Raw genomic sequence first — 26,986 nt, 5'->3', positions numbered from 1 at the left:
CCCGACAGGAGCGTGCCATGACCGTCGACCTCGAAGCCCTGCGCGAACGGCTGCTGGCCAACCGCGCCGAACGGCGGGCGCGGTCCGCGCGGGAGGTCGCCGAGACCGCCGCGATGGAGGGCTTCCGCGCCGCTGCGGCCTCCGAGGACGCCGCCGCCCTCGCCGACCAGTTCATCATCGCCATCGAGGCCCCCGGCGACGACTTCTCCTGGCAGCGGCGCCGCAAGGAGATCGCCGCGCTGCCCGACGAGCTCGGCGCCCGGTTCGTCCACGCCCTCAACGAACGGGTCGCCGCGCTCGGCGAGCAGGAGTTCGCCGAGACGGTCCGCGCCGCCACCGGCGAACTCGTCGCCCGGCTCAAGCCCTCGCTGAACACCGCGCGGGCCGTGTTCGGCCGTGTCGCGCTGGAGTGGAAGTACTACCCCTTCGACCCGCTGCCCAAGCTGGCGATGCTGCTGGCCGCCGCGGGCGAACTGACCGGCCCGATGATCGCCGGGATGCGCCGCTCGGGCATCTGGTCGGGCTCCACCGTCCTCAACGACCTCCCCGCGATCTTCGACACCATGCCCCTCAACCCCGGCGAGACCTGGAGCGACACGATCCTCGACCGGCTCCCGGCACTCGGCGCGGGCTGGCGGGACTTCCTGCTGCACATGAACACCGCGACCACCGCCAGGCCCAGCGCGAAGTGGACCGCCCGGACCCGCGAGCTGCTCGCCGAGCTCGGCGAGGACGAGGTGACCTCGTCCATAGTGGACTGGCTCGCGCTCGCCGGCCGGCCGCGCACCTTCCGCATGGTCGACAGCGTCTACGGCCCGGAGATCAACCAGGCTCTGGATCCCTTCAACGCCACCGCGATGCGGGGCATGGTCTGGACCCTCGGGATCGCCGCGTCGAACGCCGAGAGCGCCCGGGCGGCGGCCGGCGTGGTCGAGTACGCGCTGAAGAAGGTCGCCGGGATCGGCCCGCACACGCCGAAGGTCGCCAACGCGGCCGTGCACGCGCTGTCGATGATGGACAGCCCTGAGGCGCTGGCGCAGCTGGCCCGCCTCGCCACCCGGGTGACGTACAAGGGAACCCTCAAACTCGTCGAGGCCGCCCTCGACGCCCGCGCCGAGGCGCTGGGGCTCAGCCGCGACGAGGTCGAGGAGATGGCCGTCCCCGCCTACGGCCTCACCGAGGTCGGGCGCGGCGCCGAGCGGCTGGGCGACGTCACCGCCGAACTGCTCGTCGACGGCGGTGTCCGGCTCCAGTGGACGAACGCCGCCGGAAAGGCCGTGAAATCGGTGCCCGCCGCCGTGAAGCGCGACCACGCCGAGCGGCTGGCCGAGCTGAAAGGCGCGGTCAAGGACGTCGGCACGATGCTCACCGCCCAGACCGAGCGCCTCGACAAGCTCTTCCTCGCCCAGCGCGAATGGCGCCTCGACGTCTGGCGCGAGCGCTACCTCGACCACCCGCTGGTCGGCACGCTCGCCCGGCGTCTGCTGTGGACGGTCGGCGACGTGACCGCCGGTTTCGCCGACGGTGAGCTGCGGGGAGTCGGCGACGAGGTCGTCGAGGCCGCGCCCGACGCGGTCGTGCGCCTGTGGCACCCGATCTCACGGGACGTCGCCGAGATCCTGTCCTGGCGCGAATGGCTGGAGCGCCACGAGATCACCCAGCCCTTCAAACAGGCGCACCGCGAGGTCTACCCGCTCACCGCCGCCGAGGAGAACACCCGCGTCTACTCCAACCGCTTCGCCGCGCACATCCTCCGCCAGCACCAGTACCACTCCCTCGCCGCGATCAGGGGATGGAAGAACAGGCTGCGGCTGATGGTCGACGACGAGTACCCGCCGACCACCCGCGAACTGCCGCGCTGGAACCTGCGCGCGGAGTTCTGGGTCGAGGGCATCGGCGACGACTACGGCGTGGACACCACCGACTCGGGCAGCTACCTGCGGCTGGTCACCGACCAGGTCCGCTTCTACCCGCTCGACGCGCCCGCTTCCTCCGCGCACGCCTCCGGCGGCGGATACGGGCAGCGTCTCTACGGCGCCGATCCCGCCGAACCGCTGCCGCTGGCCGACATCCCGCCGCTGGTGCTCAGCGAGGTGCTGCGCGACGTCGACCTGTTCGTCGGCGTCGCCAGCGTCGGCAACGACCCGACCTGGCAGGACGGCGGCCCCGAAGGACGCTTCCGCGACTACTGGTCCGACTACAGCTTCGGCGAGCTGTCGGCGACCGCGCAGACCCGCCGCGAGATCCTGGAACGCCTCGTTCCGCGCCTCGCGATCGCCGACGTCGCGAAAGTCGAGGGGCGCTTCCTGGTGGTACAGGGACGAAGGCGCGGTTACAAGATCCACCTCGGTTCGGGCAACATCCTCATGACGCCGGGCGACAAGTACCTGTGCATCGTGCCCGGGCAGGGCGCGGCGAAGGGGCCCGAGCGGCTCTTCCTGCCCTTCGAAGGCGACCGGACCCTCGCCATCATCCTGAGCAAGGCGATGATGCTGACCAAGGACGACGAGATCACCGACCCGACGATCACGCGGCAGATGCGCTAGCGGTGCGAGCGCCGTCCACAAGGGACGGCGCTCGTCCGTCAGATCTCCACGACGACCTTGCCGAAGGCGCGGCCGGTCCGGTAGTACGCGAAGGCCTCGGCGGCCTCGTCGAAGCCGAAGACCCGGTCCACGACCGGCCGGATCGCGGCGGACTCCACGACCTTGCCGAGGTCCTCCAGATCGCCGCGGCTGCCGACGAAGACGCGCCGGATCCCGGCCATCGTCTGCGCCCAGTCGGCGCCGGCGACGGTGATGTCGGCGGCGGTGTCGGAGTAGGTCGTCAGCAGCACGACCTGCCCGTACAGCGAGGACGCCCGAATTGACTCGTTGACCGTCTCGGGGCCCATCGTGTCGACGACGAGGTCGGCGCCGAGTCCGCCGGTGAGCCGGCGAACCGCCGCACTCCATGTCGGCGTCTCGCGATAGTCGACGACCGCGTCGGCGCCCAGTCCTCTTACCCGCTCGGCCTTCTCGGGACTCGACGTCGTCGCGATCACGCGGTACCCGAGGGCCTTGGCGAGCTGCACGGCGTACAGCGAGACCCCGCCGGTCCCCAAGGTCAGCACGGTGGCGCCGGCGGGAAGCTCGGGGCCGCCGGTGATCGACGTCCATGCCGTCACGCCCGCGCAGGGCAGCGTCGCCGCCTCCGCCCACGTCAGGTGAGCCGGCACGGGCGCGGCGGCCCCCTCGTCGAGCAGCGCGTACTCGGTGAGCATCCCGTCGTGGGTGCAACCGAGCTGATCGAGCATGGAGGCGTCCAGTCTCCCGTCGTGCCAGCGGTTCCAGTAGCTTCCGGCGACCCGGTCGCCGACGCCGAAGCGCGTGACGCCCTCGCCGGCCGCGGCCACCTCGCCGGCCCCGTCGCTGAGCGCGACCACGCCCGGCCGGGGCGGCAGCGGATAGCGGCCGCGCGCGATCAGGTCGTCCCGCTTGTTGAAGGTGGCCGCCTTGACCCGCACCAGGAGCTGTCCCGGACCGGGCTCGGGCACGTCGTGCTCGTGCGAGACGAGACCGGTGCCGTCGAAGGAATCGAAGTGATAGGAGCGCACGGTCAGTTCGTCTTCGTGTAGCCGACGGCGTGGTAGACGCGGCCGTCGCGGATCTTGAGCAGGTTGGCGCCCCTGGTGAAGCCGCCCTCGTAGCGGAAGGTCCAGGTGAGCACGGCCAGCTCGCCGGCCACGATCTCGTCCTCGATGTCGAACTCGCCGCCGGTGTCGGTGGCGATCGCGGTCCACAGTTCGAGCGCGGCGGCGTGGCCGTCGGCGGTGCCGCCCTGTGCGCGTTCGACGACGATGTCCTTGGCCAGGATGCCGGCCAGGCCGCTGGGGTCGTGGGTGGAGAAGGCGTCCTTGTAGGTCTTCAGCACGGTGTGGATGTCGGTCATGGCACGATCCTGTGCCCGCCGCGTCGGCTCGGCAATTCCCTCGAAGGAATGGCGGTGACATGATCGAATGGGCTACAACTGGGCCATGACCACGGTGAACGCGCGCTTCGGGCCGGCGCTCCAGCACTGGCGCGGCATGCGCCGCATCAGCCAGCTCGAACTGGCCGCGCGGGCCGGTACGACGCAGCGGCACCTGAGCTTCGTCGAGAGCGGACGGTCGCGGCCCGGGCGCGCGATGGTGCTGCGGCTGGCCGAGTCGCTGCAACTGACCCTGCGGGAGCGCAACGACCTGCTGCTCACCGCCGGATACGCGCCCGTCTACCCCGAGAGCGGCCTCGACGAGCCGGCGCTGCGCCCGGTCCGCGACGCCCTGCACCGCATCATCGAGGGCCACATGCCCTACCCGGCCGTGATCGTGCGCGCCTACGGCGACGTGGTCGCGGCGAACCCGGCGATGTCGGTGCTCACCGAGGGTTCGGCGCCCTGGCTGCTCAAACCGCCCGTGAACATCCTGCGGGTCGCCCTGCACCCCGAAGGGCTGGCGCCCCGCGTCGTCAACATCGAGGCGTGGGGCCGCCACATCATCGACTCCCTCGTGCGGCTGCGGGCGCTGCGCGGCGACACCGCCGAGCTCGACGACTTCATCGCCGAACTGGAGTCCTATGTTCCGCAGAGCCCGCCCGGCCCCGACCACCTCGGCTTCGCCGTTCCCCTGCGGCTTCGCCACGGCGACGGCGAACTGAGCCTGCTGACCACGCTGACCTCTTTCGCGACGGCCGTCGACGTGACCCTCGCCGAGCTGCACCTGGAGGCCTTCCTGCCGGCCGACGACGCGACCGCCGACGAGCTCCGCCGGCGGGCGGGCCAGCCGGTGCCTGGGTAGTCGCGGCCTGGCGGCCACCGGCGCAGAAAGCCTCCCCGGGCGCACACCGACCACAAGCGACCGCACTCGCCGCGGTCGATCCCAGGCGTGCCTGAAACGCCGTCGCCGTCGGCCGTCCCGACGAGCCGGCCACGACCGGTCGACGGTCATCGACCGGTGACGCGGCGCGGTTTCACTGCCTCCCGCCTGCCGGTGTCCTGCCTTGTGACGCTCGCTCCATGCCTGCAAGCTGAGCTGGTCCGGGCGAGCCTGACGGCATCGTCCACCGTGCTTCCTACGAGGTCTGTGAGGGATGAATCATGGCGTTATCGCGTCGCAAACTTTTCGGAGCGGCCGGTGCTGCCGCACTCGGGCTCAGCGGGGTGGGGGCGGCGTTCCCGCAACAGGCGTTCGCCCTCGATCCCGACGGGATGGAGAGCAAGATGCTCTTCGGCGACGCCCGAGCGGGCGGGGCGGCCATTCCCAAGCCGAGCGGCAGCGGCTTCTACCACTCGGTCCGGATGGGCGCGATCTTCGCGATCCCGGGTTCGAGCGTCGTCGTGGCGATCGCACAGGGCCGCCCGGACGGAGTCGCCGACGAAAGCGGGAACCACAACCTGCTGATGCGCCGGTCGACCGACTCCGGGCTGACCTGGAGCCCGGTGACCGGATTCGCCGGGGCGACCCTCTACAGCTGGGCGAACTCCACGCTGGTCCACGACCGGACCACGGGTCGGCTCTACTGCTTCATGCTGCGCCGGCAACCCGGGTCGCTCCAGGACGTGGACCCCAAGGTCTACCTCACCACGTCCGACGACAACGGGGCGACGTGGGCGGACCCGGTCGTGCGCAACGACCTGAACCGGCGGTCCGACGACGGCCGTCCGGCGAACGACTTCATCGGGCCCGGCAACGGGATCCAGCGCGCCGACGGAAGCCTCGTGGTCCCGGCGAGGGGGCGCCTGATCATCAAGGAGCCGGGCGGCGACTGGATCGGTCACCGCGTCCCCAACGGACTGGCGGGACTGCCGTACGGGGAGGGAACCGTCGCGGAGCGGTCGGACGGGCAGCTGATCTTGAACTACCGTGCGCTGAACCACGAGATCAAGGGGGGAGGGACCTACCCCCACGCCCGTCGGGTCGCCATCGGGAACCCGGGCGAATGGCAGATGTTCGGCGACGAGCACTGGCGCGCCCAGATCATCGACCCCGGCTGCCACGGCGCCCAGATCTCGCACTCGATCAACGGCGACCCGTACCTGATCCACCTCAACTCCGCGAGCCACACCCTCGACAACCGCTACGAGATGACATTGCGCGCGAGTCCCGACGACGGCGAAACGTGGTCCGAGTACCGCAGGCCGCTGAGCGAGGACCCGCTGGCGAGCGAGGGGAACCTCGCCGGAAACCTGCGTGAGGGCGGCTACTCGGCCCTGACCTCGACCGGGACCGGGATCATTCTCGCGCTGGTCGAGGCCCGCAGGGTCCTCAGCGACAACCCGTCGCAGTACGACCTGAACTACAACTCGCCGTGCGCCGTGGTGCTCCGCCGGTGCACTCCGAGCTGGATCGTGCCCGGCTGACGTGTACGGCGCGCCCGAGCCGTACGACCCGCTTGACCCGCGGGCGCGTGCGAAGCGTCCCGGCCCGGAACGTGAACTGCGGGCGGGGGCGTTCACCGATGCGTGCGGTGCCCGATCGCGCCCGGCAGGTCTTCCACGGGCAATGGTGTTGAGGCGGATCACGCCACGGCGCACCGCCAGACCGCCACATCTGCAGGGGCACGCCCTATTCGCCCTCGCCCGTCACCTCCGCGGCCGTCGCGAGCAGCTCCGGGACCGTGCCGGCGAAGTCCGGCAGCATCCGCAGCGCCATGAGCAGCGCCTCCGACGTGAGCTCGCGGCCGCCGATGGCCTCCCGCAGGCCGGGCAGCCAGCGGTCGGCGCCGTCCGCGCCCGCGGCGGCGAGGATGTGGGCCGCCGGGCGGCCGTGGGCGAACAACTCGGCCCAGTCGACGAGTCCGGCATCGATCGCCCGGAGCATCCAGTCGCGCGTGTACGAGAAGTCGGTCCGCGAAATGTCGGGGAAGGCCGCCGCGCAGGTCGCGCCGCTTTCGAGCGCGGCGAGTTCGGGGCGGTCCGGCGGCGGCTCCAAGGCCTCGCCACCGGGAGCCGAGCGCACTCCTTCGACGTAGTAGATCGGCTTCTCGGCGTGCGCGGCGGCGATCTCGGGCCAGAACCAGTCGTGACTCTCATGTGTGGAGAAGTCCGGGTCGCGCAGGCGCGCGATCTGCCACGCGGGAGTCTCCCGCTCGGCGAGATAGGCGCGCAGCCGCTCCTTCTCGGCCTCCTCGTCCTCGGCGGCGGCCGTCTCTCGGACCCGCTCGACGACGCCGAGCTGGAACTCCGCGCTGGTGTACTTCAGCGGCTCAAGGTCCTCGTCCACAAGGGACAGCATGGTGTCGCGGCCGTGCCGCTCCCACACGTCGAGCAGCAGCCGCAGTTGCGGGACCTTCCCACGAACCCGCACGTGCCGCAGGATGTGGCGCTGCACCACCGGATCGGCACAGGTGATGGCGTGCCGGGCATGCCACCCGCCCGTCGTGGCCAGGAAACGCGCCCGCAACTCGGCGGGGAAGACCTCGCCGTCGGCGGTGTGACCGGCGAAGGCACGGCCGGACATGACGTGGGCGATCTGCGCGGCCGTCATCGGCCTGCGCAGCGCGATCGCGGCGGTCAGATCGGGATCGCCGAGGTCGAGCATCCGCTGGACCTGTTCGACGGCAAGGGTTCCGCGCGTGCGCGCGAAGGCCAGTCGCAGGCCCGGCGAGCCGTTCTCCATGACATGGCCGAACCACTCGCGGCGCCAGACCCCGTGCACGAACAGGTCGGCGGCGGTCCGCTCGTCGAGGTGCGGCAGCAGGGCCAGCTGCGTCTCGGCCCCGGCGGCGTCGAGCAGGACGACGAAAGCCTTGCGGGCACCGGTGAAGCCGCTCTTGACGTCCAGGGCGGGCAGTGCTTCGGCCTCCGGCCAGGGGCCGTGGTCGTCGGGAGCGGCGGCGGCCATCTCGCACAGCTGCCCGACGGTTCCCTTGTGGGCCTTGAGAAGCCGCCGCAGCGTTCGCCACGCGCCGACGTCGGACCGGACCGTCGCCGCCAGGACGCGGCCGAGGACGGCGTGCACCGGTCGCAGCCGCCAGACCGTGGGTTCGAGCGAGTCGGCGCGGCGCGCCGACTCCAGCACCGCCGAGGCCGGTCGCGCGTGCTCCACGAGTTCGGCGATCCGGCCGTCGTCGAGGAAGCGCCCGGTGAGCGTGCGGAGCGCTTTGGCACGGCCGGATCCCTTGAGCGGCAACGAGAACAGCTCGACCGGCGGAGACGGGAAGGTCTCGGCGACGGCCGCCGGGTGCGCGGTGAACAGCGCCGTCCGCAGGTCGGCGGGGCAGTCGTCGCGGGCGCACAGGCTCGCCGCGGCCGCCGCGCCGAAGGGCTCGGCCGCGTGCGCGCCGGCGATCAGCGACCAGTCCAGGTCGGCACGCTCGCGGGCGTGGGCCTCGGCCCTTTCGTCGGGCGCGGACCGCAGTTCGGCGATCGCGGTCTCCGTGCGGTCCAGCTCGGCGGCGAGCGCTTCGAGACCCTCGCCGGCGAGGGCTTTCAGGGCACGTGTCCCGGCCGAGAGGTCGAAGCGGCCGATGACGGCGGCGACCTCGCCGTCGCCCGAGTGGCGCTGGGCGTTGACGAGGGTGCGCACCTGCTCGCGGGTCGTCAGCCGGTCTGCGGAGAGCCGGAGGGCGACCTCGTTGTGGCTGCGGATCGGGGACAGCGCGAGCACCGTCGGCAGACCATGGGGGATGTCGCGGGCCCCGCCCCCCTCAAGGCGCGCCCGCCCATCGGGTGTCGCGGGGTCGTGGCGGGCGAGCAGCCGTTCCCAGTCGCGGTAGGTCCAGTGCCGTCCTTTCGCCATCGTGTCCCACGCGATCGAGAGGCCGGCGGTGGTCGCGAAGCGCTCGCGCGCGGCCGGGTCGAACCGGGCGAGGGGGTTGCCGGCGAGGGCCCGCAGCAGTTCCGCGTCGTCGCCGGCCAGGACGAGCCGGACGAGTCCGCTCGGCGGCGAGCCCGCCGACAGGCACGCGGCGACCGCCTGCCGCGCGCCCGAGATCAGCCTCGGCCAGTCGGAGGAGTCGATGGTGGCGAGCAGCGCGACGGCGGCCGTCTGGTCGGGGTGCACGGGCGTCCTCTCCGGGGTGGTGATCGACCACCCTAGAGGGCGCCGGCGACACGGGCCGCCGGTGCCGCCCGGTCAGCAGTGCGGGAAGAACTTCCCGTCAGGGGTGGAGTCCCAGGCGTAGACCGGCACGACCCACTTGGCCTATCCGTCGGTCTGGCTGAGGCTGCCGTTGCAGTGCGGTTCCGTGCGCGGATTCCTCTCAGGGTGAAAACGCTGGTGGAACCGCCGACATGGGCCTAGCTTCGCAACATGCGCGAAGTGATCACCGGCGATGGCCGGACCCTTGCCGTCGAGGAGTGGGGCGTCGAGGACGGCACGCCGGTCGTGTACGCCGCCGGCAGTCCCATGAGCCGGCTCGCCCGGTACCCCGATCCGGCGCTGTTCACCGAGCTGGGCGTCCGGCTCATCACCTACGACCGGCCGGGGGTGGGCCGCTCGGACGCCAGGCCGGGTCGGGTCGTCGCCGACGCCGCCGATGACATCGAGGCGATCGCCGACCATCTCGGCCTCGGGCGTTTCCCGCTGTTCGGGGTCTCCGGCGGCGGGCCGCACGCGCTGGCCTTCGCCGCCGCCCACCCGACCCGGGTTTCCCGCGTGGCGACGCTCGCCGCGATCGCCCCGCGCGACGCCGACGGTCTCGACTGGACCGCCGGGATGATGGAGGGAAACGTCCTCAGCGCCAAGGCCGCGCTGCTCGGGCGCGAGGCCGTCGAGGAGCTCCTGCTGGCGGCGGGGACGGCCGCGCCGCCGCAGTTGCCGCCCGTCGAGGCGGAGGTGCTGGCCCGGCCGGAGGTGCGCGAGATGATCGGCGCGGCCTTCGCCGAGGGCGTGCGGCCGGGGGTCGGCGGATGGGTCGACGACGTGATGGCGCTCTTCGGGAAACCCTGGGGCTTCGATCCGGGGATGGTCATGGTGCCGGTGCTGCTGTGGCACGGAGGCGTCGACTCGACCGTACCGGTCACGCATGCGCACTGGCTGGCGGAACGCATGCCGGGCGCGGACGTGCGCATCGATCCCACCGCCGGGCACGCCGGGCACTTCGACGCGACGCCCGAGATCCTGCGCTGGCTGCTGCGCCGCGAGGACCAGGGAAACTGAAAGTATTCTTGCCTGTACCGGTAAGGCATGGCAGACTCTCGTCCAATGTGGACCCACGCATGTGAGGGAGTCATCGTCATGAAACTCTTCCGCAACTTAAGCGACCGCATCATCGACCGTCTCGTCGGCCACACCAGCGCGTCGGCCGACATCGGGCTCAACTTCTACCGCTGTGTTCCGCCGCACCTGTCGATCTGCGGGCCTTTCACCCGCGTCCGCCAGAGCTGCGGGGGCACACCGACCAACCCCACCGGCTGTAGCTCGGTCGGCTGCTGCACCTGATCGAAGATCCGCCGGGTTCCGCGTTCTCGTCGGAGCCCGGCGGTACCTTGCGGGTATGGCCCCAGTCCCGCCGGCCCGGCACCTTCTTCGCGCCAGGGACCTCGCCGACGCGCGCTACGCCGACGGGCTCACCGTCGCCGGCCTCGCCCGCGCCGCCGGCCTGTCGCGGGCTCATTTCAGTCAGGAGTTCCGCCGCGCCTTCGGCGAGACGCCCCACGCCTACCTCCTCACCCGTCGCCTCGAACGGGCCGCCGCCCTCCTGCGGCACACCGACCGGACCGTCGCGCGGATCTGCTGCGACGTGGGCCTGAGCAGCGTCGGATCCTTCACGACCAGCTTCACGCGCATGTTCGGCAAGCCCCCGACGGCCTACCGCGAGAGTTTCCCGCCCGCCGCCGCCTACGCGATGATCCCGTCGTGCGTCCTGAAGGTCTACGGGCGGCCGGTACTCCGGACGTTTCGAGAAGACAGCGCCCACCAGCCGAAATAGCGTGGTCGTGACAGGCAACGACGACGCCGGAGGGCGCAATGATCACCATCGGTTCAACGCAGCTGTGGGTCCACGACCAGGACGCCGCGCTCGATTTCTACGTCGGCAAGCTCGGCTTCGAGGTACGCCAGGACGTCACGATGGCCGAGATGGGGGACTTTCGCTGGCTGACCGTCGCCCCGCCCGGGCAGAAGGACTTCACGCTCGTGCTCATGGCGATCCCGGGCGCGCCGGTGATGGACGAGGCGACCGCCGAGCGGGTCCGGGAGCTGATGGCGAAGGGGTTCGCCGGGACGCTGTTCCTGTCGACCCCCGACTGCCACGCCAGCTACCGGGAACTGCGCGAGCGGGGCGTGGAGTTCAACGAGGAGCCCAACGACACGCCCTACGGGATCGACGCCGGGCTGCGCGACCCGTCGGGAAACAGCATCAGGCTGACGCAGCCGCGCTGAGCGGTGCGGGGGAAGGACCGCCTGGCGGATGCCGGGGTTGCCGGGTGGTCCTTCCTGCGCCGACGGCTCGCGGGCGCCGTCGGCCTTACGTGCGGGGTGCGTGATTACGGGGGTTCACGCGGGTCGGGTGCGGGTCGCGGGGTTACCAGCACCAGCCGGGGACGAGTTCACAGACGTGCTCGCCGGTCTCGCAGGAAATGACGCACTTGATCTTCGGGCCGCCGTCGCACTGGTAGTACGTGCCGCAGGACGCGTCGGCCGCCGCCTTGGGGGCGAGACGGTTGAGCAGACGGTCGGCGATTGCGGTGATCTTGGGCATTCGTGCCTCCTTGGGAAGATCGGACTTGAGGCAGGAGCTTAGTGATCGGGAACGGAAAGTCAAGGGGCGAGTGGGGAGAGTGGTCGTTACACGGGGAGTGTTCGAGTTCGCCCTGATCTGTATGAGCTGGCAGAGTTTGGGCTGGTGGGGGCGGGTCTGTGTGATCGGGCCAGGTGCTCACTCCGGGCGCAGGTCGGTGACGGTGACGCCGTGCTCGGCGCGCAGTCGCGCGGCGACCCCTCTGTGCGCCGCCCGTGCCGTTTTCCGCGGCACGGGCGGCGATGCGCTACGCGACGGCGGTGCCTTCGAGCTCGACGAGCTGGCCCGGGATCGCCAGGCGTGTCACCCCGAGCATCGTGGTGGCCGGCGCGACGCGGGCGGCGCCCAGTCGCGAGGCGAGCCCGCCGTAGTGCTGGAAGAGCAGGTCGACGTCGGTGGTGTAGACGTTGAGGCGGATCAGGTTCGCCAGCGACATCCCCGCCTCGGCCAGCACGGCCTCCAGGTTGTCGACGCTCAACGCCAGCTGCGCCGCCATGTCGCCCTCGTGCTGCGGCTTGCCGTCGGCGTCCATGGCGGTCTGCCCGGAGCAGTACAGGGTCCGGGTGTGGCCGGAGACGACCTCGCCCTGGTTGAATCCCATCTCCACCGACCACGTCACCGGGTTGACCGCGGTTCGTTCCATCGTCACGTCAGATCCATTCGTCTCATCGGGTTCGGCGCGCCCTTGCGGACGTCCTGCGATGAGCCTCCCAAGCAATCACGACACCTCCTGTCGTGTATTGCTGGCACAATTTCGGCATGCGCGCCGACCGCCTGGTCTCCCTGGTGCTCCTGCTGCGGCAGCACGGCCGGCTGTCGGCGACCGCCCTGGCCCGCGAGCTGGAGGTGTCCACCCGCACCGTGCTCCGCGACGTCGAGGCACTGTCGGCGGCGGGCGTCCCCGTCTACGCCGAACGCGGCCGGCACGGCGGATTCGCGCTGCTGCCCGGCTTCCGGACCGAACTCACCGGGCTCAACCACGACGAGGCGCTCGCCCTGCTGGTCGCCGGCTCACGCAGGGGCGCGCAGGTGTTCGGCCTCGGCTCGGCGCTCGCTTCGGCGATGCTGAAGGTCGTCGACGCGCTGCCCGACAGCTACCGCGACGCCGCCGCCGGAGTCGCCGAGCGGCTGCTCATCGAGCCCGAGACCGACCTGCTCGCCCGCCGGCAGGCAGGCGAGGAAGTGCCCGACTCGACGATGATCGAGGTCCGGCGCGCGGTGTTCGCCGGGCACAAGCTGCGCATCCGCTACGAGGCCGTCGGCAAGGCGCCGCAGTGGCGAACGGTCGACCCGATCGGCCTGGTCACCGTGCGAGGGCAGGGCTACCTGCTCGCGGCGAGGGACGGCGAGGACCGCACCTACCGGCTGTCGCGGATCCGCGCCGCCGAGGAACTCGCCGAGGCCGCCGAGCGCTCCGACCGCGTCGACCTCGGCCGCGCCTGGCAGGAGCGCAGTACGCGGTTTCGGACCGGCGGGGAGCAGGTCGCCGTGCTCGTGCGGCTGGACCCCGCGCGGCGCGAGGAGCTGGTCGGCACCGCCCTGGCGGTTCTCGCGGAGGACACCGACGCCGACGGGTGGCTGCGGATGGAGGTGACGTTCCAGGACGCGCGGCACGCGGTGTGGGCGCTGTGGCAGCTCTCGACGGGCGGGGAGGCGCTGGCGCCGCAGTGGCTGCGCGATGCGTTGCGGGAGCGGGGGGAGGGGATGGTGGAGAGGTATGTGGGGCCTCGGCGTGGGGATTAGCCCGGTGGGGGCGGCTGCCGCACGGCGGTCCACCAGGTGCGCAGTGTTGTGTCGACGCTGGACAAGGCCAGGGTCGCGCCGAGAACCGCCAGACCGACACCGATCCCCGTGACGCCGCCCAAGTGCCTGCCGGTCAGGAAATAGGCGAACCCGGCGCAGAGAGTCGCGCTTGCGGCGATGACCCCGGTGAGGAAAGTGAGCCTGCGGCTGCGGGACAGGTGGCCAAGACCAATACCGATCGCGGCGGCGCCGATGCCGAGATAGGCCAGCTCGTCGAGGACCCTCAAGTGCCGCGCGCTCGACACCGCGTGGGTGCCACCCCAGATGATCGCCGCACCGGCGCCCATGGCCATGATGCCGGTGAGCGGTCGCCAGCCGCGCATGAACCCGATCCCGACCGCACACGCCGCGGTTCCGATCGCGAAACCCGTCAGGGCGGCCACCGGGGAAATGCCCTGCTGGATGTACACGACCGCCCCGATGATGCTCCCCGCTCCGGCGGCGATTCCGCTCAGGCCCAGCGGTAAAGGGCTGTCCCGGAGGTAGCCTGCGGCCGCCAGCAAGCCCGCGGCCCCAAGACACAGGCCGATCAGGGGCGCGAGCGCACCGTCTGCCCGAAAAACCGACGCCATCGCCGAACTCAACGCGACGACACCGATTCCGGCGGCGCTCGCGGCCGCCAGGACCGTGGTCGCGACGATCCGGTCGGTGGGCAGGAGCACGGCGGTCATGGTCGCCAGCGAGGCGGCGATCAGGCCCCCGGCAGACCATCCCCCGGTAGTCCAGGCAGCCATCCCGATGCCGGCGACGGTGACCGCGAACAGCGCCCACCGCGCGAACCGGCGCAGCGCCGCCTCCGGGTGCAGCCCTCGGAGGAAGACCACCGACCCCGTGAGGGCCGCGACGGCGATCGCGATCACGGTTCCGGGACGGCCGAAGTCGGTGTGAAGCTGGTTGACGCTCAGCCCGGCCGCTCCACTCGCCGCAGCCGTGGCGAGCAGAACGCGCCAGTCGCGGGCATTTCGATGGTCCGGCGGATTCCGGGCCGACGTTGCGGCCCCGGTCGGTAAAGGCATGTCGTCAACATTGCCAAGATCTCCGCTGTTCCCCGCGCAAGCGCGCCGCACCCTGGGCGCAAACCAGCCCCGAGACACGAAAAACCGCCCCCCGGCAAGCGGAGGGCGGTCCGTCTGGCGCGCCCGAAGGGATTCGAACCCCTAACCTTCTGATCCGTAGTCAGATGCTCTATCCGTTGAGCTACGGGCGCAGCTTCACCGCCCAGCGGCGGCGACCGGCTAATACTAACCGGTCCCCGCAGCGCCCCGCGAGCGGGTTAAGCACTGTGCCCCACCGCACGTCAGTCGCTCAGGATCTTCTCCACGAACCCCGCGTACAGCTCGGCCTGCCCGGCGGCCCCGGAGGTGTTCCAGATCCCGTGCTCCAGTTCGGCGACCTCAGCGCTCAGCCCGAAGTGCTCCACCCACTCGTACCGGCGCGTCCGCCCCGGCCAGTAGCGCTGGTGGGAGGCGAACCACGCGACGTAGGCGCGGTGCAGGGCCTCGTCGAGGAGGTGGGCGCGCGCCCAGCCGTCGGTGCACTCCGCCAGCTCGGCGGCGACGGCCGCCGCCTCGGCCGACAGCGCCGCCTCGGTGCGGTCGGTGAGCAGGTAGGGGAACACCGACACGCGTCCGCGCGCCTTCGTCCCCGCGCCGGAGCGGTCGGAGAGCATCACGCCGTAGGCGAAGCCCGCGACGGTCTTGACGGGCGAGTCGAGCCCACGCCACCCGTCGCCCTCCTCAAGGGCGTCGACGGCGGCGGCGAAGTCGCTCTCCCGCAGGTAGTTGATGGGAACGTCGCCGACGGCGGGCGGTGTGGGGAGCTCGTCGCGGTCCCACACCGCCACGAGTTCGGCGTCCCCTCCGGGCAGCGAGAGCCCGGGCGCGTACACGAAGGACAGGCCCGCCTCCCCCCTGTGCGCGGAGATCAGCTTGGCCGAGGCTCGGATGATGTGGGGAGGCAATGACATGGCACAAGTGTTGCCAGGCCAGACCCGGATTGTCCACCGGTGAGACGAAGCCCGCTTGACGGGCTTGGGACACTACGCTGGTGACCTCCTCCTCTCAGTACGCGGCCATCGGTGTGCACGATTCGATCTGGACGGGGCGGCGGGTCCGCCTTCGCGGTCTCGAACCGAAGGAATGGCAGCGTTTCCGCGACAACGACCTCAACACCACCAGCCAGCGCCTAGGCGACCGCGTCCACCCGCCGCGCTCCAACGCCGGCTACGAGAAGTGGGCCCTCGAACAGTCGACCCGCCCGTCCTCCGACGAGATGTGGCTCGTCATCGCCGACATCAACGACGACCGGCCGGTCGGCTCGATCTGCACCAACCGCCTCGACCCGACCTCGGGGGTGTTCTGGTACGGCGTCGGGATCTTCCGGGAGGAGCAGCGGCGCGGCTACGCCACCGAGGCCATCCGCATCGTCCAGCGCTACATGTTCGGCGAGCGCCGCTACACCAAGTGCCAGGCCGAGGTCCACGGCGACAACGCACCCTCCCTGGGCCTCCACCAGAGCCTCGGCTTCGTCATGGAGGGCCGCCTGCGCAAGGCCGTCTTCCACGAGAGCGGCCACCAGGACCTCATCATCTTCGGGATGACCGTCGACGAGTTCCGCAACCTCCGCTAGGGCGTGTTTGCAAAGGTGGGTAGCCATTGGTGGATGGCGGCGAGGGTGATTGCTGCCTGGTAGGACTGGCTGGTCTTGTCGTATCGGGTGGCGATGCCGCGCCATTGCTTCAGCTGGTTGAAGCAGCGTTCGACGACGTTGCGTTTCTTGTAGAGCTGCTGGTCGAAGGCTGGCGGCCTGCCTCCGCGGCTGCCTCGGCGGGCGCGGTTGGTCTTGTGGTCGGCGCGTTCGGGGATCGTGCAGGAGATGCCGCGTCTGCGCAGGTGGGTGCGGATGGCGCGGGTCGAGTAGCCCTTGTCGGTGATGACGTGGTCGGGTCGGGTGCGGGGCCGCCCCGGTCCGATGCGGGCGATGCTGACCGAGTCCATGACCTGTTCGAAGCGGGTGCAGTCATTGACGTTGCCCGCCGAGAGCACAAAGGACAGGACACGCCCGTTCCCGTCAGCAGCCAGGTGGATCTTCGTGGTTAATCCACCACGGGATCGTCCGATGGCGTGAACCGATTCGCCCGAATCACTCCGCCCCCTTTAGCGCCAGCCGCGTGCTGATGAGCACGCGTGATCGTCGAATCGATGCTCACCAGCCAGTCGAGGTCACCACGCGCATCAGCCCGCGCCTGCAACCCCGCAAGCAGCCGCTGAAACGTCCCATCCAGCGCCCACCTGCGAAAACGCGCATAGATACTGCGCCAAGGGCCATAACGATCAGGGACATCCCGCCACGGAGCACCCGAACGGATCTTCCACACGATCCCGTTCAACACCCGCCGATCATCCAGGCGAGGCCGACCACCCTGCATCACCGGCGGCAACAGCCCGGCCAGCACATCCCACTCAGCATCCGACAACTCATACCGACGAATCACCCACCCATCATCCCACCCCTTTGCAAACACGCCCTAGACCGCACCCCCCGGCATCCACGACGACGCCGCCGCCCGGGAAGGGGCGGCGGCGTCGCGTGCGTCAGGCGGGAAACCCTAGATCCGCTCCATCGCCTTGCGGAACGGGTCGAGACCCAGCGCGCCGAGGTTGAGCGCGTCGGTGTGGAACTGCTTGAGGTCGAAGCCGGCGCCCTTGCGGGCCCGGGCGTCCTCGCGGGCCTGGAGCCAGATGCGCTCGCCGACCTTGTACGACGGCGCCTGACCCGGCCACCCGAGGTAGCGCGACAGCTCGAAGCGCAGCATGGGGTCGTCGATGCGGCAGTGGCCGCGCATGAAGTCCCAGCCGAGGTCGGCGTTCCAGCGCGCGCCCGGGTTGAAGCCGAAGGGGTTGTCCTTCGGGATCTCCAGTTCGAGGTGCATGCCGATGTCGACGATGACGCGCGCGGCGCGGAAGGCCTGCGCGTCGAGCATGCCGAGCTTGGCGCCAGGGTCGTCGAAGTAGCCCAGCTCGTCCATGAGGCGCTCGGAGTAGAGGGCCCAGCCCTCGCCGTGCCCGGAGCACCACAGCATCAGCCGCTGGTAGCGGTTGAGCAGTTCGGCGCGGTAGGCGGTCTGCCCGACCTGGAGGTGGTGCCCGGGGACGCCCTCGTGGTAGACGGTGGTCACCTCGCGCCAGGTGGAGAAGCCCTCGTCCTCGTTGGGGACCGACCACCACATGCGGCCGGGACGGGTGAAGTCCTCCGACGGGCCGGTGTAGTAGATCGCGCCGTCGGCGGTCGGCGCGATGCAGCACTCGATGCGCCGGATCGGTTCGGGGATGTCGAAGTGGGTGCCGGCCAGTTCGCTGACGGTGCGGTCGGCGAGCTCCTGCATCCAGTCGCGGAACTCCTCCTTGCCGGCGATGTGGCGGGAGGGGTCGGCGTCGAGGGCGGCGACGGCCTCGTCGACGGAGCCGCCGGAGACGATCTTGTCGGCGACGCGGCGCATCTCCGACTCGATGCGGTGGAGCTCGGCGAAGCCCCACTCGTAGGTCTCCTGGAGGTCGACGGCCGCGCCGAGGAAGTAGCGGGAGGCGCGCGCGTAGCGCTCGGCTCCGGCGGCGTCGCTCTCGGGCGCCTGCGGGGCGAGCTCGTCGCGCAGGAAGGAACCGAACTCCGCGACACCACGTCGGGCGGCCTCCGCGCCGGCCGCGAGGTCGCCGGCGAGGGCGCCCATGGGCGCCGACCCGTCGACGTTGACGCGCGAGACGAGCCCGGCCCAGAAGTCGTCGCCGCCGGCGCCGTTCCAGTTGTCGCACTGGTCGGCGCACTCCCGGACCTGCCGGAGGGCGGCGACGCGACCGGAGGCGGCGGCCTCACGGAGGGTCTCGCGGTAGCCGTCGAGGGCTTCGGGGACCTTGCCGAGGCGGGCGGCGATGTTGGCGGCCTGCTCCTCGCTGCCGATCGTCATCAGGTCGAAGATCTGGCGGATGCCCTGGAGAGGGCTGGCGATGACGTTGAGGTCGGCCGCGTCGCCGGCGTCGTGGCGTTCGAGCGACAGGGCGAGGCGCTCGACCATGCCGTCCTTGGCGACCTGCTCGCGCTCGTCGACGGGGGTCGCGGCGTCGAGGTCGGCAAGGGTGCGGCGGGTCAGATCGGCCTCGGCGGCCAGCCCGGCGGGGGAGAAGTCGTCCAGTTCGTGGTCTTGGCCGGACACGCCCTGGTACGTCGCGGTGATCGGGCTGAGCGCGATCGACTCCTCAACGTATTTGTCGGCGATCTCATCAACACGTCTCATGGCGGCGACACTACGGCACCTTGGCGGCGGGGCGCATCACCGTAATATGACGATCGTCTTCGATGGAATGTACCCATCCACCGGCGCGACCGAGCGCCAGCAGCCGTTCGCGGTCGACGGCCATCGTGAGGGTCGGACCGGGCGCGGGGGGCCAGTTGCGGCGGCTCTCCCACGCGGGGGTGAACCACTCGCCGACGGCGGCGCGGGGGTCGTCGGCGTCGAGGGCGTCACGGGCGCCTTCGAGCGCGGCGAGGGTCCGGTCGAGGGCCTCGCGGACGGCCGCGGCGTTGCCTCCGGCCATCGCGCCGACCAGTTCGGGTCGTGTCAGTGCCACGCGGGTGCCGTCGCGGAAGGAGCTGGCGGCCAGCGCGCGCGGGAGGGGGCCGGCGGCTGCCTCGACGAGCGCGGCGGCCAGCAGGTGCGGGACGTGGCTGATCGCCGCGACGGCCGCGTCGTGCTCGGCGGCGGTGGTCGGCACGACCCGCGCGCCGAGTTCGAGGAAGAGGCCGGCGAGGGTGAGCCAGTCGGCGAGCCGGGTCTCCTCGTCGAGGCACAGCGCCCACACGCGGTGTGCGAACAGGTCGACGTCGGAGTGCTCGAAGCCGCTGGTCTCCTTGCCAGCCATGGGATGGCCGCCGACGAAGCGCGCGCCGGCGAGGCGCTCGCGCATGGGCTGCTTGACCGACACGACGTCGGTGATGAGCCCGTCGTAGTCCTTGAGCCGGGCGAGGACCGCCTCGACGGCGGGCAGCGGGACGGCCAGCACGGTCACGTCGGGGCGCCAGCCGTCGAGAGTGTCGACGGTTCGCAGGCCGCTGGCGACGGCCGCGAGGCGCGTCGTGCGGTCGCTGTCGTATCCCGTCGCCTCGTGACCGGCGGCGTTGAGCGCCCGCAACAGTGATCCGCCGATGAGCCCGAGTCCGATGACGCCGATACGCATCGACACAGGCTCTCATATCCCCTCCGGCGAGCACTTGCCGTGACACACTCGTGACTTCCGGTGCGTGAGGAGCTGACGTGGCGCGCGGCAAATGGTCGATCTTCTTCTTGGTTCTCGTCGTCGCCCTCGGCGTCGCGCCTGTGCCGGCGTTCGCCGCCGTGCAGTCGGTGCCGGTGCAGGGTGGGGCCTCCTTCAACGGTCCGGTCCGGGCGGTGGCCTTCATGGGCGACACGGTCTACCTGGGCGGTGACTTCAGCATCGCCAACGCCGACGGCAAGCGCTACTACCGCGACCATCTGGCCGCCGTGAACGCGCGCACCGGTGCTCTGCTCCCCTTCGCGCCGGAGGTCGACGGGAGCGTGCACGCCCTGGCCGTCAGCGGGTCGCAGCTCTACGCCGGCGGGTACTTCGGGACCGTCGACGGCGCCAAGCGCCGCCGCGTCGCGCGCTTCACCTCCGGTGAGCTCGACTCCTGGCGCCACGTCGTGTCCGGCAACGTCCGGACTCTCGCGGTCAGCGACGGCGTGCTCTACGCCGGTGGCAGCTTCAGCACCGTCGACAGCCAGTCGCGGACCAACCTCGCCGCCTGGAACCTGTCGACCGACACGCTCAGCGCCTTCGCGCCCGTTCCCGACGGCACGGTCCGCTCGGTCACGCCAGGCGCCAAGCGCCTCTACATCTCCGGGACCTTCGCCAGCGTCAACGGCGCCACGGCCCGCAAGCTCGCCGCCGTCTCGAAGTCCACCGGCGCGCTCGACACGTCCTTCGCGCCCGGCATGACCTCGATCGTCTACGACGTGCACCTCGCCCACGACCGCGTCTACGCCGCCGTCGGCGGGCAGGGCGGGCGCCTGATCGCCTTCGACTACGACGGGAGCAAACGCTGGGAGACCACCACCGACGGCGACGTCCAGACCGTCACCTCGATCGGCGGCACCCTCTACGCCGGCGGGCACTTCGAGCACGTCTGCTCCAGTCCCAACACCGGCGACTTCGGCGCGTGCCTCGACGGCGACAAGGCGCAGCGCCTGAAGTTCCTCGCCGTCGACTCGAACGGGAAACTCACCGGCTGGGACCCGTGGAGCGACTCCGCGGTCGGCGTGTGGACCCTTGCGGCCTCCGGGGAGACCCTCGCCGCCGGTGGGGAGTTCCTCACCTTCGCCAACCGCACGGTCAAGCAGCGGTCCTTCGCCCTGTTCCGGCCGTAGGCGCTCGCCGAGCCTGGTTACGATTCCCTACATGGCCGCCCACGACGCTCCGACACCCGCCGGTGCCGGCTGGACGCCGCCCGACAGGTCCGGCTCCAACGGCAACCGGGCACCCGTGCCCGCCGTCGACGTGCGGCCCGTGTCCTGGGGCCCGGACCGCACCACCGGGCGGATCGGGCCCACGACCTGGCCGGGTGGCGTCGAACCGAAGCGCCCGCCGCTGACGCCGTCGTTCACCTGGACGCCGGAGCCGCCGCGTCCGCAGTACCGCGAGTCGCTGCGCGTCGGGCCGGCCGGAATCTGGTCGGGAGCGGGTGTCGCGTGCCTGTGGTTCCTCATCACCGGGTTGCTCGCGACGACGCTGCCGGTGTACGTGTGGGTGACAGCGGTCGCAGCACTCGTCGCCTGGCTGGCGGCTTTTCTGTTGGCTCGGTACGGTGACCGTGGCGCCGCAGCCGGGGTGGCCGCTGTCAGCGGCATGGCCCTCGGGGTCGCGGGGCTCGTCGTGGAGCTGAATGCGCTCCAGGGCGATTGGATCCTCTGGTGAACTCGTGTCGGCGCGCCTTTCCGGGTGCCCGCCGGTGCGGGTGATAAGCATCCCGTCGGGGGTGGGTGAATGACTTACTTTGCTGTCGCGGCGGTCCGCACTGGTACTAAGTGGACCGCTCACGAACTTGATTTCGACGGTGTCGAGGACATCGACGAGGTGGCCGACCGGTTGCGCGACGTCGCCGACGACGCGGACGTGTCGCTCGCCTTCGTCGAGGCCGACGACGAGTACCTGACGGTGCTGCGTCTCGACGACGGCGAGGACCTGCGCCTGTTCTCCTCGGACGCCGAGTTCGCCGACTCGTCGCGGCTCGGCGGGATCCTCCTCGCCGACGTGACCGACGGCGAGCCGGTGGAGATGGACGCCGACCCGGTCGGCGAGTCCGACCTGCTGGCCGACCTCGGCGTGTCCTCCGACGCGCTGCTCGCGCTGTGCGCGAAGGACGGGATGCTCCCGTCCGACGTCACCGCGGAGGTCGCCTCGGGGCTCGGCATCGTCGACGACATCGAGGAACTGCGCGAGCCTTAGGTTCGCCGCCCGGATATTTGCGAAGGCACGGCACCGCCCCGGTGTGGGAGTGGTGCCGTGCCTTCGCGTGCTCTCACAGGGCCGCGAGGACGGCGGCGGCGACGTAGAGGACCTGCTCGGCGGTGCGCCGGGGGAGCGGTGTGGCGGGGCGGCCGCCGAAGTCGAGTTCACGCCGGGCGGCCGAGACGTTGGCCGGGAACATGAGCACGAGCAGCAGGGCGAGGCCGATGGCCGCGAAGCGGGCCGTCGCGGGGATGAGCAGGCCGATCGCGCCGAGGATTTCGAGGACGCCGGTGACGTTGACCAGCAGGGTGGGGTTCGGCAGTCGCGGCGGGACCATGCGGATCATGTCGGCGCGCAGTTTCCCGACGAAGTGCGCGACGCCGGTCATGAAGAACATGAGGGCGAGGCCGCCGCGGACGGCGGGCTGCCAGCCGTCGAGGGCGTCGACGCCGGCGAGGCCGAGGACGCGGAGGACGGCGAAGCCGCCGATGAGAGCGATGAGGGGCGCCATGGTCACTCCGAGCTAATCTAGTCATTGGCAAGTTGAATGCCGACCATAACGCGGTATCTTGTCAGTGTCAAGTTGTCCGGATCGAGGAGTGATCACCATCAGCAGCACCCGCGGGTACCACCACGGCGACCTTCGCCGCACCATCCTCGACGCCGCCGCCGAGGCCATCACCGAGTCCGGGCCCGCCGGCTGGAGCCTGCGCGAACTCGCCCGCCGCGCCGGCGTCTCCCACGCCGCGCCCGCACACCACTTCGGCGACAAGGCCGGACTGCTGACCGCCCTGGCCACCGAGGGCTTCCAGCTGCTGGCCGACGAGCTCAACTCCGTTCCCGACGACTTCCTCGAAGCCGGCGTCGCCTACGTTCGCTTCGCCACCGGCCACCGCGCCCACTTCGAGGTCATGTTCCAGCCGGCCCTCCTGCGGTCGGACGACCCCGAGCTGCAGGCCGCCGAGAACCGCGCGTCGACGGCACTGGAGGAAGGGCTGCGGAAGGCCGTGCCGCCCGAGCGCGCGTCGGGCGACATGCGGCTGGCGGCGTGGTCGATCGCGCACGGCTTCGCCGCGCTGTGGCTGAGCGGCGCGATCGCTGACCGGGTCGGGGAGGACGCGGTCGAGGCGGCGCGGCCGGTGCTGAGGAATCTGTTGCGGGGGTGAGGTGGGGCGGAGGGCTGGGTTGCGGGCGCTCGGTGGGGCTGGGGCGCGGCGTGCGGTCGTGGTCGGTGCGTCGGGCGCGCGGTCGCGGTCCGGTCGCCGGATGGTGCGCGGGCGTAGGCGAGGACGGCGCTCGCCGTTGTCCACAACCGGTCAGTTATCCACAGGCTGGACGAGCTTGCCCTTTACACCCACGCCTGGCGCCCCCCTACTGTCAGAAGTGGGAGGCGGCATGGGCGGCCCCACGGTTCCGAAGCGGCGCCGGGCGGAGGTCGCAGGTACCACCCCCGCCCCTCAGTCCCCCACCCAAGCCTCCACGCTGAGCCACCGCGAGCGCGCCGGCGCCGGACGCGTGTCGGGAACCTCGCGGCACTCGTCGGAGTCGACCACGACGTGGAACTCGCTCCCGTCGGGGAACACCAGCTGGTGCGGCGCGCCGAGGAACAAGAGGAACTCGAACTCCTCCCCATCCCCGCGGCGGCGCAGCACCGCGTCCCACCCCTCCGGCGTCTCCGTGACCCGCAGGTCGACGGGCACGCCCGGCCGGAAGTGGGCGTTGGCGTACCAGCACAGCTCGGCGGGTCCTGTGTAGGCGGTCATCGCGGGAGCGTTTCCACACCCGCTGCCCTTGCGGCCGTGCCGATCGGGCAGACCTCGCCCGAATCCTTGCCGGGCGCGCCGGCGGGGGGTTTTGATTGCCCTGCCCCACGCCCGCCGCCAGGAAGGCCGCGAACATGCCCGCTGCCCGCACCACCGCCGCCGCACTGCTGGCCGCTTCACTCGCCACCGCCGCCGGTCTCGTCGCCCCCACCCCGGCCCACGCGGCGTCCTGCGCGAGCGCCGCCGACAACGACTTCGACGGCGACGGCCTGCGCGACCTCGCCGTCGGCAGCCCCTTCGCCACCGGCGGCGGCCGCGTCACGGTCGCCTACAGCTCCGGCGCGACGGTCGTCATCGACCAGCAGACGGCCGGCGTCCCCGGCTCGGGCGCCGACGGCGACTTCTTCGGCTTCGCGCTGGCCTCCTACGACCGCGACCTCGACGGCTGCGACGACCTGGTCGTCGGCGGCCCCGGAAAACTCGCCGGCGGTCAGCCCCACGCGGGGATGGTGTGGGTCATCCCCGGCGCGGCGGGCGGCCTCAACCCCGCGGCGACGGCGATCCTCACGCAGAACTCCACGGGTTTCCCGGGCAGTCCCGAGGCGGAGGACCAGTTCGGCTACTCCGTCGCGGCGGGAAACTTCGGCGCGCAGCCCTACCTCGCCATCGGCTCGCCGGGCGAGACCCACGCAGCCGGGACCAACAACGCCGGCATGGTGCACTACCAGCGCGGCAGCACGATCGTCGGCGTCAGCCAGAACACCGCCGGCGTCCCGGGGGTGCCGGAGTTCGGTGACCGCTTCGCCGAAACCCTCGCGACCACGCCGACCCACATCGTCGTCGGCGCTCCCGGCGAGGACGGCTCCCAAGGCACCACCCAGGTCTTCGACCACCGCCTCACCGACGGCCACCTCACCCACCGCCTGACCGTCGACCAGGACACCGACCGCATCACCGGCGCCGGCGAGCCCGGCGACCGCTACGGCGGCCAGCTCTCGGCGATTGCGTACCGGCCGGCGGGCGGCAGCACCGGCACGCTCATGGCCGTGTCGGTCACCGGCGAGGACGTCCGGAGCAACACGGTCGCCGACGCGGGCATGGTCCACGCGATCTACGTCGCTCCCGACGGCGGCTACCGCCAGATCGCCGAGTACTCCCAAGACGCCTCGGGCGTCGAGGGCGAGCCCGGCGCCGACGACGAGTTCGGCCGCACCGTCCTGCTCACCAACACCGGCACCGCGACCTACGGGACCCCGTCGGCGACGACGCTCACGGTCGCTGCGAGGGGTTCGGAGAGCCCTGACCCGCGCATGGGCACGCTCCAGGTCTTCCGGCTCGCCGGGACTCCCGGCGACGGCGACCTGTGGATCGCGCCCGGCACGCACGGTCTTCCCGCCAACGCCATCGGCGGCAACACCCGCATCGGCTCATCGCGTGAGTACCTCCTCGTCGAAGGCCACCTCCCCGACGGCGTCGCGCCTGCCGTGCACGGCGTTCGCTGGAGCGACCTGCTGGCGGGGCGGTCGCCGGCGGCGCGGACCTGGCCGCTGCCGGGCCCCGGAGCGCTGATCTGGTCCATCGCCTGAGCCGACCCGGCCCGCAACGCGATCCTCCGGCCGCGTGCACACGGCGTTAGCGCCGCCGACGTGTGCGCGGCCGACACTTCGGACATGAACCGCGTAACGGCTCTCATCCTCTCCGCGGCCTTAACCTTCACGATGGTCGGTGCCCCGGCACCGGCGACCGCCCACGCGGCGGCCTGTGTCCCCGGCGCCGAGAACGACTTCGACGGCGACGGCCTGCGCGACCTCGCCGTCGGTACCCCCTTGGGCGCCGACGGCGGCCGCGTCCTGGTCACCTACACCTCCACCGGCTCGACCGTGACGATCGGCCAGCAGACCTCCGGCGTGCCCGGTTCGGGCGCCGACGGCGACCTCTTCGGCTTCGCGCTGGCCTCCTACGACCGCGACGCCGACGGCTGCGACGAACTCGTCGTCGGCGGTCCCGGGAAACTCGCCGGCGGCGCGCCCGGCGCCGGGATGGTGTGGATCCTGCCCGGCGCCCGCGGTGGCCTGAACACCGCCGCGACCGAGATCCTCACCCAGAACAGCACCGGCTTCCCCGGTGTCCCCGAGTCCGGCGACCTGTTCGGCCACTCGCTCGCCGCCGGCCTCACCGGAACGCAGCCCTACCTCGCGATCGGCTCGCCCGGTGAGAACCTCAACGACGGCCCCGACGAGGGGCACGTCTACTACCTGCGCGCCGGCGAGGTCGTGACGCTGCACCAGGACAAGCCGAACGTCGCCGACGAGTCCGAGCCCGGCGACTGGTTCGGCGAGACCGTGGTCGCCACGCCGACGCACGTGATCGTGAGCGTGTCGGGCGAGAACAGCGCGGGCGCCGACGGGTCGGGGGCCGTGGCCGTCTTCGCCCACCGCTTCGCCGGCGCGAGCCTCGCACCGCTGGCGACCGTCGGGCAGGACAGTGCGGGAGTCTCCGACGCTCCCGAGCCCGGCGACGCCTTCGGCGGCGGCCTCTCGGCGATCCCCTACCGGCCTGAAGGCGCCGGCGAGACCGGGACGCTGCTGGCGGTCTCGGCCGTCGGCGAGGACCTGGCCGGGCTCGCCGACGCCGGGATGGCGCAGACGTTGTTCGTGTCACCGGCCGGGCTGGTGAGCCAGGTCGGGGAGTACACGCAGGCCGGCGAAGGCGTCGAGGGCGAGCCGGAGGCCGACGACATGTTCGGCACCGCCGTGCGCCTCACCGGCACCGACGGTGCCGCCTACGCGACCCCCGCGACGGCGACGCTCACCCTCACCTCGGCCGGCGGCGAGGACGTCCACCCCGGGTACGGCGCCGTGCAGGTCTTCGCCCTCGACGGTGTGCCCGGTGACGGTGACCTGTGGATCGCGCCCGGCCGTGCCGGACTGCCGCCCGGCGCGTGGGGCGACCACAGCGTCGTCGGGTCCACCCCGGACTGGCTCTGCCTGCCCGGATGGTCCGACGAGGGCGCGGTCGTCTTCGGCCTGCGCTGGAGCGACCTGCGCACGGGCGGGCCCGCCGCCGCGAGCGCGTGGCCGGCCGGCGACGACCTCAACGTCTTCGCCATCGCCTAGATCGTTGATGTGGAATTAGTGGGCATGACGAAGGGCGTCAGGATCGGTGTGTGAAGACTGATCTGGACGCCCTTCTGACTGCACTGTAC

General features: G+C 71.6%; 26 protein-coding genes, 1 tRNA gene and 1 pseudogene. 15 read left to right on the top strand and 13 right to left on the bottom strand.

Translation table 11 applies throughout. From position 1 onward, the window contains the following. Window positions 1–17 precede the first annotated feature (17 nt). A complete protein-coding gene (locus AB0I28_RS38410) occupies window positions 18–2,546 on the top strand; it encodes a DUF4132 domain-containing protein (protein ID WP_357501056.1) in 2,529 nt (842 codons plus the stop codon). Between the two features lie 38 nt (window positions 2,547–2,584). Here AB0I28_RS38410 and AB0I28_RS38405 read toward each other — a convergent pair whose 3' ends face one another. Both AB0I28_RS38405 and AB0I28_RS38400 read right to left on the bottom strand, forming a co-directional pair. Next, the gene (locus AB0I28_RS38405) at window positions 2,585–3,595 is read right to left on the bottom strand and encodes an NAD(P)-dependent alcohol dehydrogenase (RefSeq protein WP_357501055.1); all 1,011 of its coding nucleotides are present in this window, start codon (window positions 3,593–3,595) and stop codon (window positions 2,585–2,587) included. A 2-nt stretch (window positions 3,596–3,597) separates the two neighbouring features. After that, on the bottom strand, window positions 3,598–3,930 hold the full coding sequence (locus AB0I28_RS38400; RefSeq protein ID WP_357501054.1) for a nuclear transport factor 2 family protein: 333 nt from the start codon (window positions 3,928–3,930) through the stop codon (window positions 3,598–3,600). A gap of 85 nt (window positions 3,931–4,015) precedes the next feature. Between AB0I28_RS38400 and AB0I28_RS38395 the strand changes: the two genes are divergently transcribed. Together AB0I28_RS38395 and AB0I28_RS38390 are read left to right on the top strand one after the other, a co-directional pair. Then, window positions 4,016–4,813, top strand: coding sequence for a helix-turn-helix transcriptional regulator (locus AB0I28_RS38395; RefSeq protein ID WP_357501053.1), 798 nt, complete (start codon window positions 4,016–4,018; stop codon window positions 4,811–4,813). A gap of 299 nt (window positions 4,814–5,112) precedes the next feature. After that, window positions 5,113–6,375, top strand: a complete 1,263-nt coding sequence (locus AB0I28_RS38390) for a sialidase family protein (RefSeq protein ID WP_357501052.1) — start codon at window positions 5,113–5,115, stop codon at window positions 6,373–6,375. A 205-nt stretch (window positions 6,376–6,580) separates the two neighbouring features. Here the strand turns inward: AB0I28_RS38390 and AB0I28_RS38385 are convergent, their stop codons facing one another. After that, window positions 6,581–9,019 (bottom strand): hypothetical protein, encoded by a 2,439-nt coding sequence (locus AB0I28_RS38385; RefSeq protein WP_357501051.1) that lies wholly within the window; start codon window positions 9,017–9,019, stop codon window positions 6,581–6,583. Between the two features lie 249 nt (window positions 9,020–9,268). Between AB0I28_RS38385 and AB0I28_RS38380 the strand changes: the two genes are divergently transcribed. The 4 genes from AB0I28_RS38380 (at window position 9,269) to AB0I28_RS38365 (ending at window position 11,341) form a co-directional block, all read left to right on the top strand. Then, on the top strand, window positions 9,269–10,117 hold the full coding sequence (locus AB0I28_RS38380) for an alpha/beta hydrolase (RefSeq protein ID WP_357501050.1): 849 nt from the start codon (window positions 9,269–9,271) through the stop codon (window positions 10,115–10,117). Window positions 10,118–10,195: 78 nt separating this feature from the next. Then, window positions 10,196–10,399: a hypothetical protein gene (locus AB0I28_RS38375; RefSeq protein WP_357501049.1), complete on the top strand. Its 204-nt coding sequence runs from the start codon at window positions 10,196–10,198 to the stop codon at window positions 10,397–10,399. A 55-nt stretch (window positions 10,400–10,454) separates the two neighbouring features. Further along, the gene (locus AB0I28_RS38370) at window positions 10,455–10,889 is read left to right on the top strand and encodes a helix-turn-helix transcriptional regulator (protein ID WP_357501048.1); all 435 of its coding nucleotides are present in this window, start codon (window positions 10,455–10,457) and stop codon (window positions 10,887–10,889) included. 38 nt (window positions 10,890–10,927) lie between these two features. Further along, window positions 10,928–11,341 carry a VOC family protein gene (locus tag AB0I28_RS38365; protein ID WP_357501047.1) on the top strand — a complete coding sequence of 138 codons (414 nt, stop codon included), beginning with the start codon at window positions 10,928–10,930 and terminating at the stop codon, window positions 11,339–11,341. 142 nt (window positions 11,342–11,483) lie between these two features. On the opposite strand, the gene AB0I28_RS38360 is transcribed toward AB0I28_RS38365, so the two are convergent. Next, window positions 11,484–11,660, bottom strand: coding sequence for a hypothetical protein (locus tag AB0I28_RS38360; RefSeq protein ID WP_357501046.1), 177 nt, complete (start codon window positions 11,658–11,660; stop codon window positions 11,484–11,486). Window positions 11,661–11,946: 286 nt separating this feature from the next. Next, the gene (locus tag AB0I28_RS38355; RefSeq protein ID WP_357501077.1) at window positions 11,947–12,342 is read right to left on the bottom strand and encodes a RidA family protein; all 396 of its coding nucleotides are present in this window, start codon (window positions 12,340–12,342) and stop codon (window positions 11,947–11,949) included. 116 nt (window positions 12,343–12,458) lie between these two features. Here AB0I28_RS38355 and AB0I28_RS38350 point away from each other — a divergent pair, with 116 nt between their 5' ends. Then, complete coding sequence (locus AB0I28_RS38350) at window positions 12,459–13,442, top strand: WYL domain-containing protein (RefSeq protein WP_357501045.1); 984 nt, start codon at window positions 12,459–12,461, stop codon at window positions 13,440–13,442. Here AB0I28_RS38350 and AB0I28_RS38345 read toward each other — a convergent pair. The 3 genes from AB0I28_RS38345 to AB0I28_RS38335 all read right to left on the bottom strand — a co-directional run bounded on the left by AB0I28_RS38345 (window position 13,439) and on the right by AB0I28_RS38335 (window position 15,468). Next, window positions 13,439–14,518, bottom strand: coding sequence for a hypothetical protein (locus tag AB0I28_RS38345; protein ID WP_357501044.1), 1,080 nt, complete (start codon window positions 14,516–14,518; stop codon window positions 13,439–13,441). The genes AB0I28_RS38350 and AB0I28_RS38345 overlap by 4 nt on opposite strands. Before the next feature lie 115 nt (window positions 14,519–14,633). Next, a tRNA-Arg gene (locus AB0I28_RS38340) sits at window positions 14,634–14,709 on the bottom strand. Between the two features lie 90 nt (window positions 14,710–14,799). Then, entirely contained in the window at window positions 14,800–15,468 is a 669-nt protein-coding gene (locus AB0I28_RS38335; RefSeq protein WP_357501043.1) for a hypothetical protein, read from the bottom strand. 80 nt (window positions 15,469–15,548) lie between these two features. Here AB0I28_RS38335 and AB0I28_RS38330 point away from each other — a divergent pair, with 80 nt between their 5' ends. Further along, window positions 15,549–16,130 carry a GNAT family protein gene (locus AB0I28_RS38330; RefSeq protein WP_357501042.1) on the top strand — a complete coding sequence of 194 codons (582 nt, stop codon included), beginning with the start codon at window positions 15,549–15,551 and terminating at the stop codon, window positions 16,128–16,130. On the opposite strand, the pseudogene AB0I28_RS38325 reads toward AB0I28_RS38330, so the two are convergent. The 3 genes and pseudogenes from AB0I28_RS38325 to AB0I28_RS38315 form a co-directional block, all read right to left on the bottom strand. After that, window positions 16,127–16,992: pseudogene (locus tag AB0I28_RS38325) on the bottom strand (IS5 family transposase). The gene AB0I28_RS38330 and the pseudogene AB0I28_RS38325 sit on opposite strands and share 4 nt — an antisense overlap. Before the next feature lie 117 nt (window positions 16,993–17,109). Continuing rightward, window positions 17,110–18,789, bottom strand: coding sequence for a DUF885 domain-containing protein (locus tag AB0I28_RS38320; RefSeq protein WP_357501041.1), 1,680 nt, complete (start codon window positions 18,787–18,789; stop codon window positions 17,110–17,112). A gap of 10 nt (window positions 18,790–18,799) precedes the next feature. After that, window positions 18,800–19,729, bottom strand: coding sequence for a prephenate dehydrogenase/arogenate dehydrogenase family protein (locus AB0I28_RS38315; protein WP_357501040.1), 930 nt, complete (start codon window positions 19,727–19,729; stop codon window positions 18,800–18,802). A gap of 77 nt (window positions 19,730–19,806) precedes the next feature. On the opposite strand from AB0I28_RS38315, the gene AB0I28_RS38310 reads away from it, so the two are divergent. The 3 genes from AB0I28_RS38310 (at window position 19,807) to AB0I28_RS38300 (ending at window position 22,015) form a co-directional block, all read left to right on the top strand. Continuing rightward, window positions 19,807–20,937, top strand: coding sequence for a hypothetical protein (locus AB0I28_RS38310; RefSeq protein WP_357501039.1), 1,131 nt, complete (start codon window positions 19,807–19,809; stop codon window positions 20,935–20,937). 31 nt (window positions 20,938–20,968) lie between these two features. Continuing rightward, window positions 20,969–21,484 carry a hypothetical protein gene (locus AB0I28_RS38305; RefSeq protein ID WP_357501038.1) on the top strand — a complete coding sequence of 172 codons (516 nt, stop codon included), beginning with the start codon at window positions 20,969–20,971 and terminating at the stop codon, window positions 21,482–21,484. Window positions 21,485–21,553: 69 nt separating this feature from the next. Continuing rightward, window positions 21,554–22,015, top strand: coding sequence for a tRNA adenosine deaminase-associated protein (locus AB0I28_RS38300; RefSeq protein WP_357501037.1), 462 nt, complete (start codon window positions 21,554–21,556; stop codon window positions 22,013–22,015). Between the two features lie 73 nt (window positions 22,016–22,088). Here AB0I28_RS38300 and AB0I28_RS38295 read toward each other — a convergent pair whose 3' ends face one another. Continuing rightward, window positions 22,089–22,529, bottom strand: coding sequence for a DoxX family membrane protein (locus AB0I28_RS38295; RefSeq protein ID WP_357501036.1), 441 nt, complete (start codon window positions 22,527–22,529; stop codon window positions 22,089–22,091). Between the two features lie 97 nt (window positions 22,530–22,626). Between AB0I28_RS38295 and AB0I28_RS38290 the strand changes: the two genes are divergently transcribed. Next, on the top strand, window positions 22,627–23,184 hold the full coding sequence (locus AB0I28_RS38290; RefSeq protein ID WP_357501076.1) for a TetR/AcrR family transcriptional regulator: 558 nt from the start codon (window positions 22,627–22,629) through the stop codon (window positions 23,182–23,184). 291 nt (window positions 23,185–23,475) lie between these two features. Here AB0I28_RS38290 and AB0I28_RS38285 read toward each other — a convergent pair whose 3' ends face one another. Then, window positions 23,476–23,781, bottom strand: a complete 306-nt coding sequence (locus AB0I28_RS38285) for a hypothetical protein (protein WP_357501035.1) — start codon at window positions 23,779–23,781, stop codon at window positions 23,476–23,478. Window positions 23,782–23,915: 134 nt separating this feature from the next. Between AB0I28_RS38285 and AB0I28_RS38280 the strand changes: the two genes are divergently transcribed. After that, a complete protein-coding gene (locus tag AB0I28_RS38280) occupies window positions 23,916–25,367 on the top strand; it encodes an integrin alpha (protein ID WP_357501034.1) in 1,452 nt (483 codons plus the stop codon). Between the two features lie 84 nt (window positions 25,368–25,451). Continuing rightward, a complete protein-coding gene (locus AB0I28_RS38275) occupies window positions 25,452–26,897 on the top strand; it encodes a hypothetical protein (RefSeq protein WP_357501033.1) in 1,446 nt (481 codons plus the stop codon). Window positions 26,898–26,986 lie beyond the last annotated feature (89 nt).

This window comes from Phytomonospora sp. NPDC050363, assembly GCF_040655735.1.
Taxonomy (GTDB): domain Bacteria; phylum Actinomycetota; class Actinomycetes; order Mycobacteriales; family Micromonosporaceae; genus Phytomonospora.
Note: the sequence above shows the minus strand (reverse complement) of the source record. Positions and strands in the feature narration are given on the sequence as shown.